18 protein-coding genes are annotated in these 18336 nt (G+C 73.8%); 9 read left to right on the top strand and 9 right to left on the bottom strand.

What is annotated here, in order from left to right:
- Positions 1 to 3 precede the first annotated feature (3 nt).
- Entirely contained in the window at positions 4 to 270 is a 267-nt protein-coding gene (locus tag AB0L25_RS06290; RefSeq protein ID WP_500169201.1) for a DUF2530 domain-containing protein, read from the bottom strand.
- An 89-nt stretch (positions 271 to 359) separates the two neighbouring features.
- Here AB0L25_RS06290 and AB0L25_RS06285 point away from each other — a divergent pair, with 89 nt between their 5' ends.
- From AB0L25_RS06285 to thpR, 3 genes are all read left to right on the top strand, one after another.
- Complete coding sequence (locus AB0L25_RS06285; protein WP_500169200.1) at positions 360 to 824, top strand: MarR family winged helix-turn-helix transcriptional regulator; 465 nt, start codon at positions 360 to 362, stop codon at positions 822 to 824.
- A 247-nt stretch (positions 825 to 1071) separates the two neighbouring features.
- A complete protein-coding gene (locus AB0L25_RS06280; protein ID WP_500169249.1) occupies positions 1072 to 2346 on the top strand; it encodes an MFS transporter in 1275 nt (424 codons plus the stop codon).
- A 52-nt stretch (positions 2347 to 2398) separates the two neighbouring features.
- On the top strand, positions 2399 to 3022 hold the full coding sequence (thpR, locus tag AB0L25_RS06275) for an RNA 2',3'-cyclic phosphodiesterase (RefSeq protein ID WP_500169198.1): 624 nt from the start codon (positions 2399 to 2401) through the stop codon (positions 3020 to 3022).
- Here the strand turns inward: thpR and AB0L25_RS06270 are convergent.
- The 4 genes from AB0L25_RS06270 to serC all read right to left on the bottom strand — a co-directional run bounded on the left by AB0L25_RS06270 (position 2959) and on the right by serC (position 7838).
- Complete coding sequence (locus AB0L25_RS06270) at positions 2959 to 5112, bottom strand: hypothetical protein (protein WP_500169196.1); 2154 nt, start codon at positions 5110 to 5112, stop codon at positions 2959 to 2961. The two genes, thpR and AB0L25_RS06270, sit on opposite strands and share 64 nt — an antisense overlap.
- Positions 5113 to 5339: 227 nt before the next feature.
- Positions 5340 to 6410 (bottom strand): lactonase family protein, encoded by a 1071-nt coding sequence (locus AB0L25_RS06265; RefSeq protein ID WP_500169194.1) that lies wholly within the window; start codon positions 6408 to 6410, stop codon positions 5340 to 5342.
- Positions 6411 to 6508: 98 nt separating this feature from the next.
- Positions 6509 to 6655 (bottom strand): hypothetical protein, encoded by a 147-nt coding sequence (locus AB0L25_RS06260; protein ID WP_157433002.1) that lies wholly within the window; start codon positions 6653 to 6655, stop codon positions 6509 to 6511.
- A gap of 46 nt (positions 6656 to 6701) precedes the next feature.
- Positions 6702 to 7838, bottom strand: coding sequence for a phosphoserine transaminase (gene serC, locus AB0L25_RS06255; protein WP_500169193.1), 1137 nt, complete (start codon positions 7836 to 7838; stop codon positions 6702 to 6704).
- Positions 7839 to 8065: 227 nt separating this feature from the next.
- Between serC and AB0L25_RS06250 the strand changes: the two genes are divergently transcribed.
- Positions 8066 to 8617, top strand: a complete 552-nt coding sequence (locus AB0L25_RS06250) for a helix-turn-helix domain-containing protein (protein WP_500169191.1) — start codon at positions 8066 to 8068, stop codon at positions 8615 to 8617.
- Between the two features lie 98 nt (positions 8618 to 8715).
- Positions 8716 to 8931 carry a zinc ribbon domain-containing protein gene (locus AB0L25_RS06245; protein ID WP_500169189.1) on the top strand — a complete coding sequence of 72 codons (216 nt, stop codon included), beginning with the start codon at positions 8716 to 8718 and terminating at the stop codon, positions 8929 to 8931.
- Positions 8932 to 9140: 209 nt separating this feature from the next.
- Here the strand turns inward: AB0L25_RS06245 and AB0L25_RS06240 are convergent, their stop codons facing one another.
- A complete protein-coding gene (locus AB0L25_RS06240; protein WP_500169187.1) occupies positions 9141 to 9527 on the bottom strand; it encodes a hypothetical protein in 387 nt (128 codons plus the stop codon).
- A 297-nt stretch (positions 9528 to 9824) separates the two neighbouring features.
- Positions 9825 to 10934: a citrate synthase 2 gene (locus AB0L25_RS06235; RefSeq protein WP_500169185.1), complete on the bottom strand. Its 1110-nt coding sequence runs from the start codon at positions 10932 to 10934 to the stop codon at positions 9825 to 9827.
- 94 nt (positions 10935 to 11028) lie between these two features.
- Between AB0L25_RS06235 and pdxH the strand changes: the two genes are divergently transcribed.
- Both pdxH and AB0L25_RS06225 read left to right on the top strand, forming a co-directional pair.
- Positions 11029 to 11772: a pyridoxamine 5'-phosphate oxidase gene (gene pdxH / locus AB0L25_RS06230; protein ID WP_500169183.1), complete on the top strand. Its 744-nt coding sequence runs from the start codon at positions 11029 to 11031 to the stop codon at positions 11770 to 11772.
- Between the two features lie 54 nt (positions 11773 to 11826).
- On the top strand, positions 11827 to 13188 hold the full coding sequence (locus AB0L25_RS06225; RefSeq protein ID WP_500169181.1) for an MFS transporter: 1362 nt from the start codon (positions 11827 to 11829) through the stop codon (positions 13186 to 13188).
- Between the two features lie 28 nt (positions 13189 to 13216).
- Here the strand turns inward: AB0L25_RS06225 and AB0L25_RS06220 are convergent, their stop codons facing one another.
- Positions 13217 to 13918: a UdgX family uracil-DNA binding protein gene (locus AB0L25_RS06220; protein WP_500169179.1), complete on the bottom strand. Its 702-nt coding sequence runs from the start codon at positions 13916 to 13918 to the stop codon at positions 13217 to 13219.
- Between the two features lie 98 nt (positions 13919 to 14016).
- Here AB0L25_RS06220 and AB0L25_RS06215 point away from each other — a divergent pair, with 98 nt between their 5' ends.
- Complete coding sequence (locus AB0L25_RS06215) at positions 14017 to 14718, top strand: iron-dependent transcriptional repressor DtxR (protein WP_500169177.1); 702 nt, start codon at positions 14017 to 14019, stop codon at positions 14716 to 14718.
- A gap of 198 nt (positions 14719 to 14916) precedes the next feature.
- Positions 14917 to 17190, top strand: coding sequence for an ATP-binding SpoIIE family protein phosphatase (locus AB0L25_RS06210; RefSeq protein WP_500169175.1), 2274 nt, complete (start codon positions 14917 to 14919; stop codon positions 17188 to 17190).
- A 294-nt stretch (positions 17191 to 17484) separates the two neighbouring features.
- Here the strand turns inward: AB0L25_RS06210 and AB0L25_RS06205 are convergent, their stop codons facing one another.
- On the bottom strand, positions 17485 to 18237 hold the full coding sequence (locus AB0L25_RS06205) for a class I SAM-dependent methyltransferase (RefSeq protein WP_500169173.1): 753 nt from the start codon (positions 18235 to 18237) through the stop codon (positions 17485 to 17487).
- Positions 18238 to 18336 lie beyond the last annotated feature (99 nt).

Below are 18336 nucleotides of genomic sequence, written 5' to 3'. Positions count from 1 at the left end.
CGGCTAGGAGTGTTCGTGCTCGCGGCGGGCGGCGGCGCGTTCGGCCTCCAGGCGGGCGCGGCCGGCCTGGAGGCGCGGGATGTACCAGGTGGCGAACAGGCCGATGGCGATGCCGGTGACGCACACCCAGATCCACCAGCGGTCCTCGGCGGGGATGTCGAGGAGCAGCAGGACGACGAGGGCGACGGCCCACGCGCCGGTGCCGACGGCGGCGATGCGGACGTCGTTGGTCTTCATCGGCGGCGGGTCGGGGCGGCGCTGGCGCGTCATGCCTCCAGGGTACGGTGCCCGGACCGGGCGGACGCCGGGCGCCTCCGGGCCGGGGCATGGCAGCATGGGCGGACAGGAGACCGATGAGCATGTCCACTGAACACACCGGGGCCGCGCGGTCGCCGGGGCTGGCCGAGGAGCTGCGCATCTCGATCGCGCGGCTGTCGCGGCGGCTGCGCACGCTGCGCCCGGAGGCGTCCGAGGGCGGGGCGGACAGCCCGCTGCCGCTCACCCAGTTCGCGGCGCTGGCGGCGATCGAGCGGCACGGTTCGATGACGCCCCGCGAGCTGGCCGACCACGAGAAGGTGCAGCCGCCGTCGATGACCCGCGTGATCGGGCATCTGGAGGATCAGGGGCTGGTGCTGCGCAGCCCGCATCCGACGGACGGGCGGCAGGTCGTGCTGCAGGCGACCGAGCGCGGCTGCGCGCTGCTGGCGGCCGAGCGGCGCCGCAAGGAGGCGTGGCTGTCGCGGCGGCTGGGCGAGCTGACCGAGGACGAGCGGGAGATCCTGCGGCGGGCCGCGCCCGTGATCGACAAGCTCAGCCGGTCCTGACCGCCGGGGTTCGTCCGGGTTCCGGCGGGTACCGCCGTGCCGGTCGCTCTCGCGGCCGCTTGCCGGAATGCGTGCGCCGCGATTATCGTTAGCAATGGTAATGAGTTCTGGCGATGAGGGACCCGACGAACCCGGGGGAACGGCGCTCAGGAAGACCGCCGCCCCCGCGCCCGGCCGTGCCGACGTCCCGCCCGCCCCGGACGATCTCCCCGGCGAGAACGGCGAGGACGGCGAGCGGCGCGGCGGCATGTTCCGGTCGCTGCGCAACCGCAACTACCGGCTGTTCGCGACCGGGCAGGTCGTGTCCAACACCGGCACGTGGATGCAGCGCATCGCCCAGGACTGGCTCGTCCTCGAACTGACCCGCAGCAGCGGCACCGCGCTCGGCATCACCACCGGCCTGCAGTTCCTGCCCCTGCTGCTGTTCGGCCTGTGGGGCGGCGTGATCGCCGACCGGTACCCCAAACGCCGCGTCCTGATGATCACGCAGGTGTCGATGGGCGCGCTCGCGCTCGTCCTCGGCCTGCTGGCGATCACCGGGACGGCGCAGGTGTGGCACGTGTACGTGCTCGCGTTCGGGCTCGGCATGGCCACGGTCGTCGACAACCCCACCCGGCAGGCGTTCGCCGTCGAGATGGTCGGGCGGCGCGACCTGCCGAACGCCATCGCGCTGAACAGCGCGATCTTCAACGGCGCCCGCCTGATCGGACCGGCCGTCGCCGGGGTGCTGATCGCGCTGATCGGCACCGGCCCGGTGTTCCTCGTGAACGCCGCGTCCTACGGCGCCGTGCTGCTCGGCCTCCAGGCGATGCGGGCGGACGACCTGCACCCCGCGGAGCCCGTGAAACGCGCGAAGGGCCAGCTCATGGAGGGCCTCCGGTACGTGCGGGGCCGCCGCGACCTGATGATCATCCTGGTGCTGGTGGGGTTCGTCGCGACCTTCGGGATGAACCTGCAGACGACGATCGCGCTCGTCGCCCGCGAGGTCTTCCGCACCGGCGCGTCCTCGTTCGGGCTCGCGACGAGCATGATGGCGCTCGGGGCCGTCACCGGGGCGCTGCTGGCGGCGCGGCGGGCGACCCGGCCCCGGCTGCGGCTGCTGCTGGGCGCGGCGCTGGTGTTCGGCGTCCTGGAGGTCGTCACCGGCGTGATGCCGACCTACTGGTCGTTCCTGCTGATGCTGGTGCCCACCGGCATCGCGCTCATGACGTTCACGACGTCCGCGAACGCGACGATGCAGCTCAGCGTCGCCCCCGAGATGCGCGGCCGCGTCATGGGCCTGTACATGCTGGTGTTCCTCGGGACGAACCCGATCGGGGCCCCGTTCATCGGGTGGGTCGCCGAGACGTTCGGGCCGCGCACCAGCATCGTCCTCGGCGGGATCGTGTGCGCGGTGGCGCCGCTCGCCGTCGCCGCGTTCGCCCGGCGCCCGCCGCGCGGAGCGCCCGGCGGAACGGACGGCCCGCCGGACGGGCCCGAAGACCGGCCCCGGGATCGGTCACGAGGCGCCGTGACCGCGTGACAACGGGTGCCGACTGCTGGAAAGCTGGGCAGGTGGCTCTCGGGACGTGCTCATGAGGCTCTTCGTGGCGCTCGTACCGCCGCCGGACGTCCTGGACGAGCTCGAGGAGGCCGTGCGGCCGCACCGCGACGACGTCCCCGAGCTGAGATGGACGCGGCGCGAGCTGATCCATGTCACGCTCACGTTCCTCGGCGAGTTCGACGACCGGCGGCTCGACCGGCTCCTGCCCCGATTGGAACGTGCCGTGCAGCGGCACGAGCGGATGACGCTGTCGCTGGCGGGCGCGGGCGCGTTCCCCGGCAACGGCGCGCACGCCCGCGTCCTGTGGACCGGCCTGTTCGGCGACCGGCGCGCCCTCGCGCGGCTCGCCGCGTCCACCACGGCGGCCGGGCGGCGCGCCGGGATGCCGCACGACAAGCACCGCGGGTTCCGCCCCCACCTGACGCTGGCGCGGTCGCGGCGCCCCGTGGACGTCCGCCCGCTGCTGGAGTCGCTGTCGGCGTTCGCCGGGTCGCCCTGGACGGCCGACTCCGTGCGGCTCATGCGCAGCCACCTGCCCGGCAAGGACCACCCGGAACTGGCCTACGAGCCGCTGAAGACGTGGTCGCTGCGTCAGAGCTCCGGCGGCGGCGGGGCGGGACGGTCCGCGTCCGGCGGCCCCCACGGGACGCCGTAGCGCTCGCAGGCGCGGCGCAGCTCCGTCAGGTCCGGCGGGAACGCGACCTGCCGCAGCACCCGCCCCGACGGCCCCCACGCGACCAGCCGCGGCATCCGCGCCGACGACTCGTCCACGCCGACGCCGCCGATGCGGTCGCGGGCCAGCTCCCACTCCACGCGCCCGCGCCGGGTGACGACCGCGAGACCGGCCGCCGACACCCGCAGCTGCGCCCGGTTCCGGTCGTACAGCCAGTTGCCGACGAGCCCGATCAGCGCCCCCGCGGGCACCGCCCAGCTCGCCACGAGGCCGAACCCGCCCAGCTCCGGGCCGAGCCACACCGCGCCGAGCAGCGCCACCGCCTCGCACAGCGCCACGCTCATCGCGTACGTGCCGACCCGGGACCGGCGCGTCGCGTCGAGCGTCGTGCCGGGCGCGGCCGCCGGGCCGGGCGGCGCGTCCAGGTCCAGCGTGAACGCGGGAACGGCCGGGATGTCCTCGGTGTCGGCGTCCGCCCGGTCGTCGGCCGGGTCGTCGCCGCGCTCGGCCGGGCGCGCGTCCGGCCCGCCCTCCCGGGCGGCGCCCGGCGCCAGCGACGCGGGGGCCGGCTCGGCGTCCGGGCCGGGGTCGGCGAGCGTCGACACGGCCGAATGGAACGCCGCGCTCAGGTAGGCGTCGTACTCGGCGTCGTTGACCGGCAGCCCCTCCCGGCGCGCCGACTCGCGCAGGTCCGTCCGGGAGATCCGCAGCGCCGACAGCGGCGCGGCGAGCAGCTCGTCGCCGTCCGCGTCGTGCAGCCGCACCCACGCGTGCCCCGCGATCGTCAGCAGCTCGATCACCCCGAGGTGCTCGCCCGGCACCTGCATGACGACGTCCCCGGCGGCGTCCGCCCAGCCCAGCCCGCCGTCCGCGACGACGAGCCGGCCGCCGGGCACCCACGGGAAGACGTCCGGCACCCGGTCCAGGCCGTAGTGCGGGCGGCGCGGCGGGCGCGCCCCCGGCGTGATCACCCGGTAGCCGCGGTCGTCCAGGGCGTGCGCGAGCTGGAACCCGTCCAGGCCGTCCGCGGGCAGCCGCGCCAGCAGCTCCAGCCGGTGCCCGAACGCGAGCGCGGCCAGCTCGGCGCGCTGCGGCTCCCCGGACAGCGGGTCGACCCGCAGCCCCGGCCCCACGACGATCGCCGCGATCTCCGCCGCCGCGACCTCCAGCGCCGCGCGCCCGCCCGGACGGGCCCGCACGGCCAGCCGCTCGGGCGAGATCGTCCACCGGACCTGCGCCGCCCGCGCCAGCCGCCGGCGGGCCGCCAGCACCCCGGCGACCGCGGCGACCGCCCAGCAGGCCGCGGCGAGCCGCGCGCCGAACGCGCCCGTCCCCTCCACCGCGATCCGGACGATCATCACCGCGCCCAGCACCCCGGTCAGCGCGCCCAGCGCCGCGATCCGGCGGCGGCTCGGCAGCGGCGCGGGCGTGTCCAGCCGCACCTCGCCGCCGTGCCGGGGCAGATGCTCGCCCGGCTCGTGCGCGGCGGCCAGCAGCGCCGCCTCCTGGTCCAGCAGCCGCTTCTCCGCCGCGTGGTCGCGCGGCAGCGCCCCGACGCTCGCCGGGCCGTCGTCCAGCCCGGGGACGCGCAGCGCCTCCTCGACGGCCGGGTCGAGCAGGTCGCCCGCCTCCCCGTCCAGCAGGTGCAGCGGGATGCCGAGCCGCCGGGCGGCGACGAACAGCGCGATCGGCTCCATGCCGAGCGAGACGGTCGGACCCACCGCCGTCCGCCCGAACCGGTGGAAGACGGTCAGCACGCCGTCGCCGGTGGTGACGGCCAGCGCGTCGATGCGGTCGCGCTCGTAGCGGGTGAGGGTGAGGCCGCCGGGGCCGATGCGCTCCAGGCCGTCCGCCGACAGCCGCCAGTACGGGCGGGGCCGGCGGCGCCGCGCCTCCGGCAGCGCCCCCAGCAGCCAGGGGACGGCGCCCACGACGACGATCAGGGACGCCCACAGCCACACCGGGTGGATCGGCAGCAGCGCCAGCCCCGCCGCCGCGACGGTGAACGGCACGGCGGCCACCGGACGCCACCGGCCGCCGGGGCCCGCCAGACCCACCAGCTCATGCTCCACAGCGCTCACGCTCCACCGCGATCACAGTCCACCGCGTTCACCTCCGCGGCGTCCGACTCCACCGTGTCCAACGTCCACCGCGCGCCCGCCGTCACGGCCGCCCGCGTCGCACCGGTCCGCTTCCACAGGGCGCATCCTCACACGCGCCGCCACGGGACCGTGACCGCCTTCCGCGATCCGATCCCCCACCGGAACGGACATGCCGCGCGCGGGACAGGCCGGGCCGGTCACGCGCGTCCCCGCCGGCTCCGCCACCACCCGTACCCCACCGCTCCCGCGATCGCGAGGGCGAGCAACAGGCCCACCCGGGGCCCGGACGCGTCGCGCCGCCCGTCCTCGTCCGCCGCCTCCTCGCCGCCCTGCCCGTTCTCTTGCGCATCGCCCGATCCGCCGTCCGGCGTGCGCGGCGCGGCCGGCAGCGCCTCCTCCGGCAGCGGCACCCGGTGCACCGGCTGGTCCGCGCCCTCCGACGACACCAGCACGCTCCGGCCGTCCGCCGTGTACGTGATCGCCTCGCCCTGCTCCTGCCGCGGGATCGGCACCGAACCGATCCGCTCGCCCGGACGCCCGTCCGCCCCGACCTCGTACACGGTCGCGCCGAAGTACGTGCGGATCACGCACGTCCGGCCGTCCGGGGAGAACGCCGCGCCGGTCGCGATCGCGGGCGCGTCCGCGACCTCCCGCAGCGTGTTGTAGCCCGACGTGCGCAGGTTCGCGGGGGCCTCGTACACCTTGCCGCCGAACAGCTTGCTGACGACGTAAACCCGGTTCGTCCGCGGGTTGATCATCATTGCCTCGGCGTTGCGCGGGCCGTCCTCGTACCGCATCCGGAACGCGGTCGCCTCGAGCGTCTGGCTGCGCAGGCTCCGCGGCTCCGGCACCCGGTAGATCGTCACGTGCGGCCACGCGCCGCCGAGGTTGTCCCCGATGTCGGCCACGAAGATCGCCGGGCGGCCCCGCTCGTCCTCGCCGACCGCCATGGCCTCCCAGTCGCGGGCCTGCGCGCCGCCGATCGTCAGGACGGCCCGCGTCCGCCCGTCCGGGCCGAGCGCGAAGACCTGCGGGACGCCGCCGGAGTCGTTGTGCGTGTAGACCACGCCGTCGTGCCGGGCGCTGACCGCCAGCCCGCTGGACTCGGTGATGCGCGGATCGGCGATCCGGAACGCGATCTCGTCCTCGTCGGCGGCCGCCGCCGGGGCGAACACCACCCCGCCGAGGAGGGCGCCCGCCGCGACGAGCGGCGCGCGGGGGCGCCGCGACCGGGACGGGCGTGCGGGGCGGGACGGGCGCGATGGCATGTCTCGATCATCCCCGTTCCGCACGGGACCCGCGCCGCGCACCCCCGGCCCGCCCGGGGCCGCCGCGGGGCTCGATCCGCAGGATCGACTCGGGCCGCTCAATTCAGCAGCGCGCCGACGACCACGGCCAGGACGAGCGCGGTCAGCACGGTGGGGAGCAGCCATTGGGGCGCGCGGTTCACGCGTCCGAGCTTATTCGGCCGGACGCCCGCCTCGAACCGGCCGCCGATAGATCTGCGTCTCACCCGCCCGGCCCCGCCGGGCCGCCCCGCAGGGGCCGGGCGGGGACGGCTAGAGCCGCTCGACGACGAAGTCGATGCAGGCGGTCAGCGCCTCGACGTCCGCCGGGTCGATCGCCGGGAACATGCCGATGCGCAGCTGGTTGCGGCCGAGCTTGCGGTACGGCTCGGTGTCGACGATCCCGTTCGCCCGCAGGACCTTCGCGACGGCCGCGGCGTCCACGTCGTCGCTGAAGTCGATCGTCCCGACGACCCGCGACCGCTGCGCCGGGTCGATCACGAACGGCGTCGTGTACGAGGTCTTCTCGGCCCACGTGTACAGCCGCTGCGACGAGTCCGCCGTGCGGGACGTCGTCCACTCCAGGCCGCCGTTCTCGTTCATCCACTCGATCTGCTCGGCGAACAGCAGCAGCGTGGCGACGGCCGGGGTGTTGTACGTCTGGTCCTTGGCGGAGTTGTCCACGACGGTCTTCAGGTTGAAGAACTCCGGGACGTACCGGTCGGACTGGGCGATCTCCTCGATCCGCGCCAGCGCCGCCGGGGAGGCCAGGCCGACCCACAGGCCGCCGTCGGACGCGAAGCACTTCTGCGGCGCGAAGTAGTACACGTCCGTCTCGGCGACGTCCACCGGCAGGCCGCCCGCACCGGACGTCGCGTCCACCAGCACCAGCGCCTCGGAGGCCGTCGTGCCCGCCGGGCGGCGGATCGGCATCGCGACGCCCGTGGAGGTCTCGTTGTGGGTGAGCGCGTAGACGTCCACGCCCTCCTCGGCGGCCGGCTCGGGGTGCGAGCCCGGCTGCGCGGAGATGACCGTCGGCTCGCCCAGCCACGGCGCGCCCGTGGTGACCTTCGCGAACTTGCTGGAGAACTCGCCGAACGTCAGGTGCTGCGACCGCTGCCGGACGAGGCCGAACGCGGCGGCGTCCCAGAACGCGGTCGTGCCGCCGTTGCTGAGCAGCACCTCGTACCCCTCGGGGAGCGAGAACAGCTGCGACAGGCCCTCGCGGACCCGGCCCACCAGCGACTTCACCGGCTTCTGCCGGTGCGAGGTCCCCAGGTAGGTCGAGCCGGACCCGGCGAGCGCGGCGAGCTGCTCGGGACGGACCTTGGACGGGCCGCACCCGAACCGGCCGTCGGCGGGCTTGATGTCGGCGGGAATGTCAATGGCAGGATTCGCGCTGTCGGTCACTCGCAGAAGGCTACCGGTTTCGTCGGCAGTGCTCCGCAGGCAGAGCGGGTGTGAAGGCGACCTACCTGCGTAGCGGGCCGCGGACGGTTGGTCGCTTCAGGACGAGAAGGGCACAACCCGGGACCACTGGCCGCATTGACCCCGCACGTCCATCCAGAGGGGTACCGGCACCGCCACCGACCATCACGCTCCGTGCTCTTCCGTGTCGATGAGGTAATAATTCGCCCATGCAACTCCGGTACTCGTTCCGCGTCTACCCCACCGTCGGGCAGCGGCAGGCCCTTGCACGGGCGTTCGGGTGCGTTCGAGTGGTGTACAACGACGCGCTGCGGGCGCGGGAGGCCGCCCGAGAGGCCGGGCTGCCGTTCGTCAAGGCCGCCGAACTGTCGGCGGCCTTGACGAAGGCGAAGAAGACGCCCGAACGGGCGTGGCTGGGCGAGGTGTCCTCGGTGATCCTGCAGCAGGCGCTGCGGGACGTGGAGACCGCCTACCGGGCGTTCTTCGACGGCTTGGCCGGTGAACGTCCCCGCATGGGGGGTTCCACGGTTCAAATCCCGCAAAGACCGGCGCCAGTCGATCCGGTTCACCGCCAACGCCCGCTGGCGCATCACCGAGGGCGGCGAACTCGCGCTCCCCAAGATCGGCGAAGTGAGGGTGAAGTGGTCCCGCACGCTGCCGTCGGTCCCGTCCACGGTGACGGTGATCAAGGACGCCGCCGGGCGGTACATCTGCTCGTTCGTGGTCGAGATCACCGACGAGCCGCTCCCCGAGTCCGATAATCAAGCGATCTATGTGGAGGCGCTGAGCGTGAAGGGGCTGGCCCGTACCCGGCTGGCGAAGTCGGTGCACGACGCCGGGGTGGTCGGCCTTCACGCGCATGTTGGAGTACAAGGCGGCCCGGCACGGACGCACCTTCGCGCGGGTCGGCCGTGCGTTCCCGTCCTCGCAACTGTGCTCGGAGTGCGGGCGACGCGACGGACCCAAGGCTCTGCACGTCCGCCACTGGACCTGTACCGGGTGCGGGATGGTGCACGACCGCGATGTCAACGCCGCCCGCAACATTTTGGTCGAAGGGCGCCGCATCACTGCCTGATGCTCCTGGTCGCCGCTGGACGGAAACTCCCAGACGTCCGGGGGAGGCGGAGACCTTGAACGCCTGTGGAGGGCAGGTAAGACCCACGATCCCGGTTCGTCCGGGGCCGTGGGCACGGCCCGGTGAAGCAGGAAGCCGCGGAAGTGCCGCACCGCTACCGGCGCGGCACAGGCCGAATCCCCGGCCTTCGGGCCGGGGAGCGCGTCAATTCACCTGCGCGGGGCCGCGCCGAGGACCCTCGCGATGACGATGAGGAAGGCGATGCCGCAGACCGCGGCGAGCACGCCGGGCGGGAACAGCCAGTCGTCGCCGCGCTCGTGCGCCTGCACCGCCGTGCGGGCCGAGTCGAAGGTCATGAACGCCAGCAGGGCGGCGACCAGCATGGAGGCGATCCGGCCGGACGCGGCGTCCACGCGGCGCCGCCGCTCCTCCCGTTCGGCCTCGTACCGGCGCAGGGCCGCCCGCCGGTCCTTGGGCGAGCCGAAGTCGTAGGACGCGCCGAGGCCCGTCGCCGGGGCGTCCGGACGTCGCGAGGCCGCGGGCCCGATGTCGCCTTCGAGTGGTTCGTCCTGGTGAAGCGATCGCTCGTGCATCACGCGCTCATGATGCCAAGCACGCGCAAATCCCGACAGTCGGCCGAAGGTGGAAAGTTTCGGGCCGTTCGCCGACGCGGGGGCGAGCGCGTCGTGGCGGGGATTTCCTCGTTCGCCGGGAACGGCGGTCCGGTCCGGCTACGATCTGGACGCGACGGGACCGGGGACGGCGAGGTTCCGCGAGTTCGGGGCGAAGGGCAGGGAAGGCACATGCCCGCCGGAGGCGGACGGGCCGGGAACGGGCAAGGCCCCCGGCGGACCGGGGGCCTCAGCGCGTGTGCGGGGGTGCGATCGGCCGTGTCAGCCGTTGCGCTTGAGGACCTCCGCCGCACCCGCCACCGACTCGATCGAGCGGGTGCCGGGGCCGACGTACTTCGCGCTCGGCCGGACGAGACGGCCGGTGCGCTTCTGCTCGAGGATGTGCGCGGCCCAGCCGGCGGTGCGGCCGCACGTGAACATGGCGGGCATCATCGCCGTCGGGACCTCGGCGAAGTCGAGGATGACCGCGGCCCAGAACTCGACGTTCGTCTCGATCGGGCGGTCGGGGCGGCGCTCGCGCAGCTCGGCGAGGGCCGCGTCCTCCAGGGCCTTCGCGGCCTCGAAGCGCGGGGCGTTCAGCTCCTTGGCGGTGCGGCGCAGCACGCGGGCGCGCGGGTCCTCGGCGCGGTAGACGCGGTGGCCGAAGCCCATGAGGCGGTCGCCCGAGTCGAGGATGTCGGCGACGACCTTGCGGGCGTCGCCGAGCTGCTCGACCTTCTCGATCATCGGCAGGACGCGGGCCGGGGCGCCGCCGTGCAGCGGGCCGGACATCGCGCCGATCGCGCCGGAGATGCTCGCCGCGACGTCCGCGCCGGTGGAGGCGATGACGCGGGCGGTGAACGTCGAGGCGTTCATGCCGTGCTCGGCGGCGGAGACCCAGTAGGCGTCGATGGCGGCGACGTGCTTGGGGTCGGGCTCGCCGCGCCAGCGGACCATGAACCGCTCGGTGATCGTCTTCGCCTCGTCGATCCGCGCCTGCGGGACCATCGGGACGCCGACGCCGCGCGCGGACTGGGCCACGAACGACAGGGCCGTCACCGACACGCGGGCGAGGTCGGCGCGGGCCTCCTCGTCGGAGATGTCGAGCAGCGGGCGCATCCCGTACGCGGGGGCGAGGGTCGGGAGCGCGCTCTGCACGTCGACGCGGACGTCGCCGGAGGTGACCGGCAGGAGGTGGGGGTCGGCCGGCGCCAGGCCGGGGTCGAAGCTGTCGTCGACCAGCAGGCCCCAGGCGTCGCCGAAGGAGACGCGGCCGACGAGATCCTCGATGTCCACGCCCCGGTACCGGAGGGCGCCGCCCTCCTTGTCCGGTTCGGCGATCTCCGTCTCGAAGGCAACGACCCCCTCGAGACCAGGTTTGAAGTCGGACATGTCCGTCCTGCCTTTCGTCCCCAGAGCTGATAAGGCGGTGCCGTGCCATTGAACCCTGTCCGCCTTACTGACCAGTACCCAGGGGGCATGTGAGATGCACAAACCCCTGGTGGGAGGCTCGGACGCTGTGGATCCCGCAACGCCCGACCCAGCACGGCTCCGCAGATCCTATGAGGGAGGCGATTTGTCCGAGTCGGCGCTCCCCGCGGATCCGCTCGCGCTGTTCGCCGCCTGGTTCGCCGAGGTGCACGACTCCGGGCTGCCCGAACCGAACGCGATGGTGCTCGCCACGGCGTCCGCCGACGGCGTCCCGAGCGCCCGCACCGTCCTGCTCAAGGGCTACGGGCCCCACGGGTTCCGCTTCTTCACGAACCTGACGTCCGACAAGGCCCGCGACCTCGCCGGGAACCCGCGCGGCGCGCTCGTCTTCCCCTGGCACGCCCTGCACCGGCAGGTGCGCGTCGCGGGCCCGGTCGTCCCGCTGACGCGCGAGGAGTCGGCCGCCTACTTCCGGACGCGCCCCTACGGTTCGCGCATCGGCGCGTGGGCGAGCGAGCACCAGTCCGGCGTCATCGCCGGACGCGACGAGCTCGAGCGGCGGTTCGCCGAACTCGCCGCACGGTGGCCGGAACCGGACGCGGCCTCCGCGGACGCCGACGCCGTCCCGCTCCCCGACTTCTGGGGCGGCTACCGGCTCGTCCCGTCCTCGATCGAGTTCTGGCAGGGGCGCCACGACCGCCTCCACGACCGCATCAAGTACCGCCGCGACGTTCCTCCACAGGCTGTGGACGACCCGGCCGACGCCGGCCCCTGGACGGCGGTACGGCTGTCCCCGTGACCGGCGGGGGCGCCCGGATCCGAACCGGTGCGGAGGTCAGGGCATCCTGTCCCGGTGACATCGGAACAGCAGCCAACCCCCGCCGACGCTCCTGACACCCCCGAGGGGGAGCCGGAGGAACCCGAACAATCCGGTCCCGCCCCGGGCAAGGGACGTCCGCCCGGACGGCGCCCGGGCGCGCTGCGGCGCATCGCGATCGACACGCGGCCGCTGAACGACCCCGCCTACCGGCGGCTGTGGCTCGGGCAGGGCGTGTCGTTCATCGGCTTCCAGGTGACGTCGGTGGCCGTCCCGGTCCAGGTGTACGACATGACCCACTCGTCCTTCTGGGTGGGCGCGCTCGGGTTCGTCAACCTGGTGCCGCTGATCGTGTTCGGGCTGTGGGGCGGCGCCGTCGCCGACCACATGGACCGGCGGAAGCTGCTGTTCGTCTCGTCCTGCGTGATGTGGGGCGCGACGCTGCTGCTGTTCCTCCAGGCGCTGCTCGGCCTGGACAACCTGTGGCTGATCATGGTGATCGTCGCCGTGCAGGCCATGGGGTTCGCCGTGTCGTCGCCGACCCGCAGCGCGATCATCCCGCGGCTGATCGACGAACCGCTCATCCCCGCCGCGAACACCCTCAACTTCACCGTGATGATGGGGGCCGGGTTCGCCGGGCCGCTGCTCGCCGGGGTGCTCCTGGCGACCTGGAACTACGCGGCGGCGTACGCGCTGGACGCCGTGCTGTTCACGCTCGTCCTGTACGCGGCGCTGCGGCTGCCCCCGATCCCGCCGCTCGGCGAGGTCACCGGCACCCCCGGGCTCCGCTCGGTGATCGACGGGCTGCGCTTCCTCGTCACCCAGCCGGTGCTGCTGATGTCGTTCGTGGTGGACATCATCGCGATGGGCATCGCGATGCCGCGCGCGCTGTTCCCCGAGGTCGCCGAGGCGCGGTTCGGCGGGGAGGGCGCCGTCGGCTGGCTGTTCGCGGCGATCGCGCTCGGCGCCGTCGTCGGCGGCCTGTCCTCCGGATGGGTCGGACGGGTGCGGCGGCAGGGCCTCGCGCTCGTCGCGGCCATCGCGATCTGGGGCCTGGCGGTGGCGGCGGCCGGGCTCGCGCACTCGCTGTGGCTGGCGGTCGTGCTGCTCGCGCTCGGCGGCTTCGCGGACCTGATCTCGTCGGTGTTCCGGCAGACGATCCTGCAGACCTACGCGCCGGACCACATGCGCGGCCGCCTGCAGGGCGTGTTCACGGTCGTGGTCGCGGGCGGGCCCCGCCTCGGGGACGTCCGGGCCGGGGCGGTCGCGAGCGTCGCGGGGGCGAGCGCGTCCTGGGTCGGCGGCGGGATCGCGTGCGCCGTGCTCGTGGTCGTGGCGGGGCTCGCCGTCCCGGCGCTGCTGCGCTACGACCCCCGCACCGCCGAGCCCGTCCGCTAGCCGGCCCGTCCGCCGGCCGGGCGGGTCGCTAGCCGAGTGCGCCGGCGACGATGCGGAGGTCGTCCAGGAGGCCCGCGTAGACGGCGTCGCGGTCCTCGGCGCGCAGGACGGCCGAGGGGTGGATCGTCGCGAGGAGCCGCGTGTCGGCGCGCTCGGGCGGTGCGTCCCCGATCTCCTTCGCGGCGGCGGGGGTGCCGATCGTCTCCAGGTCCGGCAGCGGCATGAGCCGTCCGCGCTCCTTGGTGACGCGGAACGACGAGCCGAGGAGCGCCTTCCCGGCCGTGGCGCCCAGTGAGACGACGACGTCCGGTTCGAGGATCCGCAGCTCCGCCAGCAGCCAGGGGCGGCACGCCCGCATCTCGCCCGCGTTCGGCGGCTGGTGGATCCGGCGCTTGCCGCCCGTCCGCTTGAACTTGAAGTGCTTCACGGCGTTGGTGACGTAGACGTCCCCGCGCTCGATGCCCGCCTCCTCGAGCGCCCGGTCGAGGAGGCGTCCGGCCGGGCCCACGAACGGGGCGCCCCGCCGATCCTCCTGATCACCGGGCTGCTCCCCGACGAGCACGACGCGCCCGTCCGGCCCGCCCTCGCCGAACACCGTCTGGGTGGCGTCGCGGTAGAGGTCGCAGCCGCGGCAGCCGGCCGCCGCGGCGCGGAGTGCGCGCAGGTCGGAGCGGTCCCGCGGGTCCTCCGGAAGGAACATTTCGGCATCGCGGGGAGTTCTTGTGTTCATCTTGCGTTCCCCCGTACCCGCTCTCACGGGGTTATTCGCTCGCCCGCCGCCGAGGCCGTCGAGCAAGTAGACTCGTCACCATAAGACTGGAGGGAGCTGTGACCTCACACGGCCTGATCGATACCACGGAGATGTACCTCCGGACGGTGTTCGAACTCGAAGAGGAGGGGATCATCCCCCTCCGCGCGCGCATCGCGGAACGGCTCTCCCAGAGCGGCCCGACGGTGAGCCAGACGGTCGCGCGCATGGAGCGGGACGGGCTCCTGCGGGTCGAGGGGGATCGGCACCTCGAGCTGACCGACAGCGGCCGCGGCCTCGCCACGCGCGTGATGCGCAAGCACCGGCTCGCCGAGTGCCTGCTGGTCAACGTCATCGGCCTGCCCTGGGAGGACGTCCACATCGAGGCGTGCCGCTGGGAGCACGTCATGTCCGAGGACGTCGAACGCCGGCTCGTCGCGCTGCTCGACAACCCGACCACCTGCCCGCACGGCAACCCGATCCCCGGCCTGGACGAACTGGGCGGCGGAGGCGTCGCCGAGCAGACGCCGCCGCTGTCGGTGATGACCGCCGTCGCCAGCCCGGCCGGCTCGGGCGCCGTCATCCAGCGCATCAGCGAGCAGGTGCAGGGCGACAGCGACCTGATGCTTAGACTCAAGCAGATCGGGATACAACCGGGACGAGAGGTGACTCTTCGGGCGACCGATGACGGGGTGCGGGTGACCTGTGACGACGAGGCCGACGGTCCTGAGACTGAACTGCCGCGCGACATCGCCGAGCACGTCTTCGTCAGCCGCGTCTGAGCGCCCCCGCGTGCCCGTCTCGCAGGTCTATACCGAAGATCTCCTTACCATCGCGCCTTTCGGGCGTATCCCGGCGGTCGGTTCGTCGTTCAATACGACGGGAGAGGTACGCGCGGCACCCGCGCCGCGACGCCCGGTGATCATCGCCGGGCGGGGCGGCACGGACGGGCGAGGAACGCAACGGATCGGGATGGGGAGATGAAGCGTTGGGGGGAAGCGCCCTTCGAGGCGCACCTGCCGCCCGAGACCGTCCTCAACCAGATGGAGATGGCGGTCATCGTCTGCGACCGGTTCTCCAACGTCATCTACGGGAACGCGTTCGCGCGGCAGCTGTTCGGGTTCGGCGGCGACGAGATCATCGGGCACTCGGTGCTGTCCCTCGGCATCGCCGAGGAGGACCACGAGCAGGCCACCGAACTGGCCAAGCACGTTCTCAAGGGCGGCGTGTGGGAGGGCACCTTCTGCAACCTGCGCGCCGACGGCACCACCGTCTACACCCGCGCCCACGCCGTCCCGCTGCGCCACCCGTCCGGCGCGGTGGACGGCGTCGTCATCTTCGCCCGCGAGGCGCTGCGCTCCAACCAGCGCGAGCAGGACCGCTACGGCCTGCTGGAACGCATCGGCGAGCGGCTCGCCGGCTCCCTCGAACTCGAGACGACGCTGCGCCGCGTCGCCGACACGCTCGTCCCGCAGTTCGCCGACCACTGCTTCATCGACCTCTACAGCGGCGACCGCCTCTACCGGCGGGTGTCCCGGCACGCCGGCGGCTGGGAGCCGCCGCCCGGCACGTGGGCAGAGGTCGGCGAGCCCGTCTCGTACCCGCCCGGCCACTTCAGCGCCAAGGCGATGAGCCGCCGCGACGCCGTCCTCGTCGAGGACATGATCCAGCACCGGTTCACCGCGCCGTCCGAGTCGTCCAAGCGGCTCGGCGACGCGATGGGCATCACGTCCGTGATCTCCGCGCCGCTGCTCGTCCGCGGTGAGCTGCTCGGCGTGATGAGCCTCGCCCTGTCGAACCTGTCGAAGCGCCCCGACCCGCACTACGACGGCTTCGACCGAGACCTGCTCGGCGCGATCGCCGGGCGCGTCGCCCTCGCCGTCGACAACGCGATGCTGTTCGAGGAGGAACGCGAGACCGCCCTCGCGTTCCAGAAGCACCTCCTCCCCGGCGACCGTCCCCCGCACCTCGACGGCCTGCAGATCGCGTGGCGGTACGAGCCCGCCCGCCCCCTCGAGTCTCACGGGCACGGCATCCAGACGCAGGTGGGCGGCGACTGGTACGACGTCATCCCGCTGTCCGCCGGGCGCGTCGGCCTCGTCATCGGCGACGTCGAGGGCCGCGGCGCCCGCGCCGCCGCCGTCATGGGGCAGCTGCGCGCCGCGCTGCGCGCCTTCGCCCAGGACGACAAACCGCCCGCCGACATCCTGCGCAAACTCGACGAATGGGTCCGCACCATGACCCGTCCCGAGCGCATGCGGTCCGGCTGGAACAGCGACGACCTCGTCCGCCCGCCCCTCGTCTCCTGCACCTACTTCGTGTACGACGCGTGGTCGCGCGTCCTGGAGTTCGCCAACGCCGGGCACGACCCGCCCCTGCTCATCGTGGACGGCCAGGTCAGCGAGCTGAACTTCGAGAGCGAGGGCGGCATGCTCGGCCTGCGCGCCCCCGGCATGGGCGGCGAGATCCTCTTCAACGAGGAGACCACCGAGCTCAAGCCCGGCTCCACGCTCGTCCTGTACACCGACGGGCTCATCGACCGGCGCCCCAAGGACGACGGCGAGTACTTCACCCGCGAGGAGTCCCGGGCCCGCGTCCGCGCCGCCGTCGCCGAGGTCGCCCGCGGCGGCGTCGAGGCCATCGCGAACGCCGCCTACGACGCCGTCCCCGGCGACATCGACGACGACGTCGCCATCGTCGTCATCCGCACCGCCCCCGACGAGCTCGGCGTCGTCGAGCGCACCTTCCCCGCCGAGCCGATCATGGTGTCGGAGGCCCGCCGCATGGCCGCCGACGCCTTCGCGTCCTGGGGCATGCACGACGAGCAGGCCGAACTCGCGTGCCTGCTGGTGTCCGAGGTCGTCACGAACGTCGTCCTGCACGCCACGACGACGCCGACGCCCCGCCGCGAGCCCGCCATCCCCGTCCCCATCGGCGGGGAGCCGCTCGGCGCGCCCGTCCAGTTCGACATCGACATGGTCGACTCCTTCGACGAGGACGACTGGAACCTCGGCGCCGACCTCGGCCGCCGGGAACCCCCGGCCAAGGAGTTCCGGCTCCGCCTCCGCCGCGGCGCCGAGGCCGTCTGGGTCGAGGTGTTCGACACCGACATGCGGCTGCCCCGCATCCGCAGCGCCGGCGAGACCGACGAGGGCGGCCGCGGCCTCTACCTCGTCGACCAGCTCGCCACCCGCTGGGGCGCCCGCCCCACCCCCGACGGCAAGGCCGTCTGGTTCGAACTCCCGGTCGGCTGACCCCCGCCCCCGGCGGACGTCCGTACCTCAGCCTCCGGTACCCCGGCCAGAGCGGACGGGAACCACTGCGATTGCGAGCGAAGCCAGATTCGAGCGAGGCGAGAATCTGATCGCGCAGCGAGCCCCCTGGGGCGAGTCGGAGCGATGCAGCAATCGCACGCAAGGCCCGTGGAAGGAAGGCCGCCTCGCGGCCTGACGCCGAGGGGCTTGCAATAAGCACGTGAGTCGGAGCGATGCAGCAATCGCACGCGTAGCCCGTTGAAGGAAGGCCGTCTCGCGGCCTGACGCCGAGGGCTACGCAAGAAGCACGTGGGCCCAGGTTTGGGTGAACCAGAGTTCGCCGCCGATGATGCGGGGTTTCGCGCCGGTGCGGGGGCCGCCGTCGACCTCGTCGAGGAGTTCCTCGCGGACGCGGTCGGCGGCGTCGGGGTCGGGGGCGTCGGCCAGCCAGGGTTCGGCGGGACGCTCGACGGTGAAGACGTCGAGGCGGCGGATGGTGCCGCCGGCGGCGGTGACCATGTCGGTGAGGCGCGCGATGGTGGGGGTGCCCGGGTGGTCGGGGTCGCGGAGGCGTTCGATGCGGTCGCGTGCGGTGCCGGCGAAGTTCCCGCGGACGAGGTCGGCCATGATCAGCCGCCCGCCGGGACGCCGGACGCGGAGCAGTTCGCGCAGGACGTCGTGGGGCGCGCCGAGCGCGTAGAGGGCGAACCGTGCGGTGACGAGGGAGAAGGAGCCGTCCGGGTAGGGGAGGGCGGTCGCGTCCGCGCGGACGGTCTCGTGGACGGCTTCGTCGGTGCGGGGGCTCGGGGCGGCCGGGGCGGGGAGGGCGTCGCCGGGCATCCGGACGGGGCCGGTGTGGAAGGCGCGGCCGTCGCGGGCGGCGTCCACGGCGGTGAGGCGGCGGACGCGGGGCGCGAGCAGGGCGGGCAGCGGTCCACGGCCCCGCGCGACGTCCAGGCAGACGTCGCCCGGCTGCGGGTCGACGAAGTCCAGCAGCCGTTTGAGGTGCGGGGCGATCTCGGGGACGACGGTCGCCGGATGCGGCACTGCGGGTCTCCCTCGGTCCGGCCATGCCGCACGGGGTACCGGTCGCGGGCATGCCCGTGACCGGCGGTGCGGCCGGTTTCGTCAGGTATGACTCGCCGC

Source organism: Spirillospora sp. NPDC052242 (assembly GCF_040679555.1).
Taxonomy (GTDB): domain Bacteria; phylum Actinomycetota; class Actinomycetes; order Streptosporangiales; family Streptosporangiaceae; genus Spirillospora.
The sequence above is the reverse complement of the archived record's forward strand: the minus strand, read 5'-3'. Positions and strand labels throughout refer to the sequence as shown.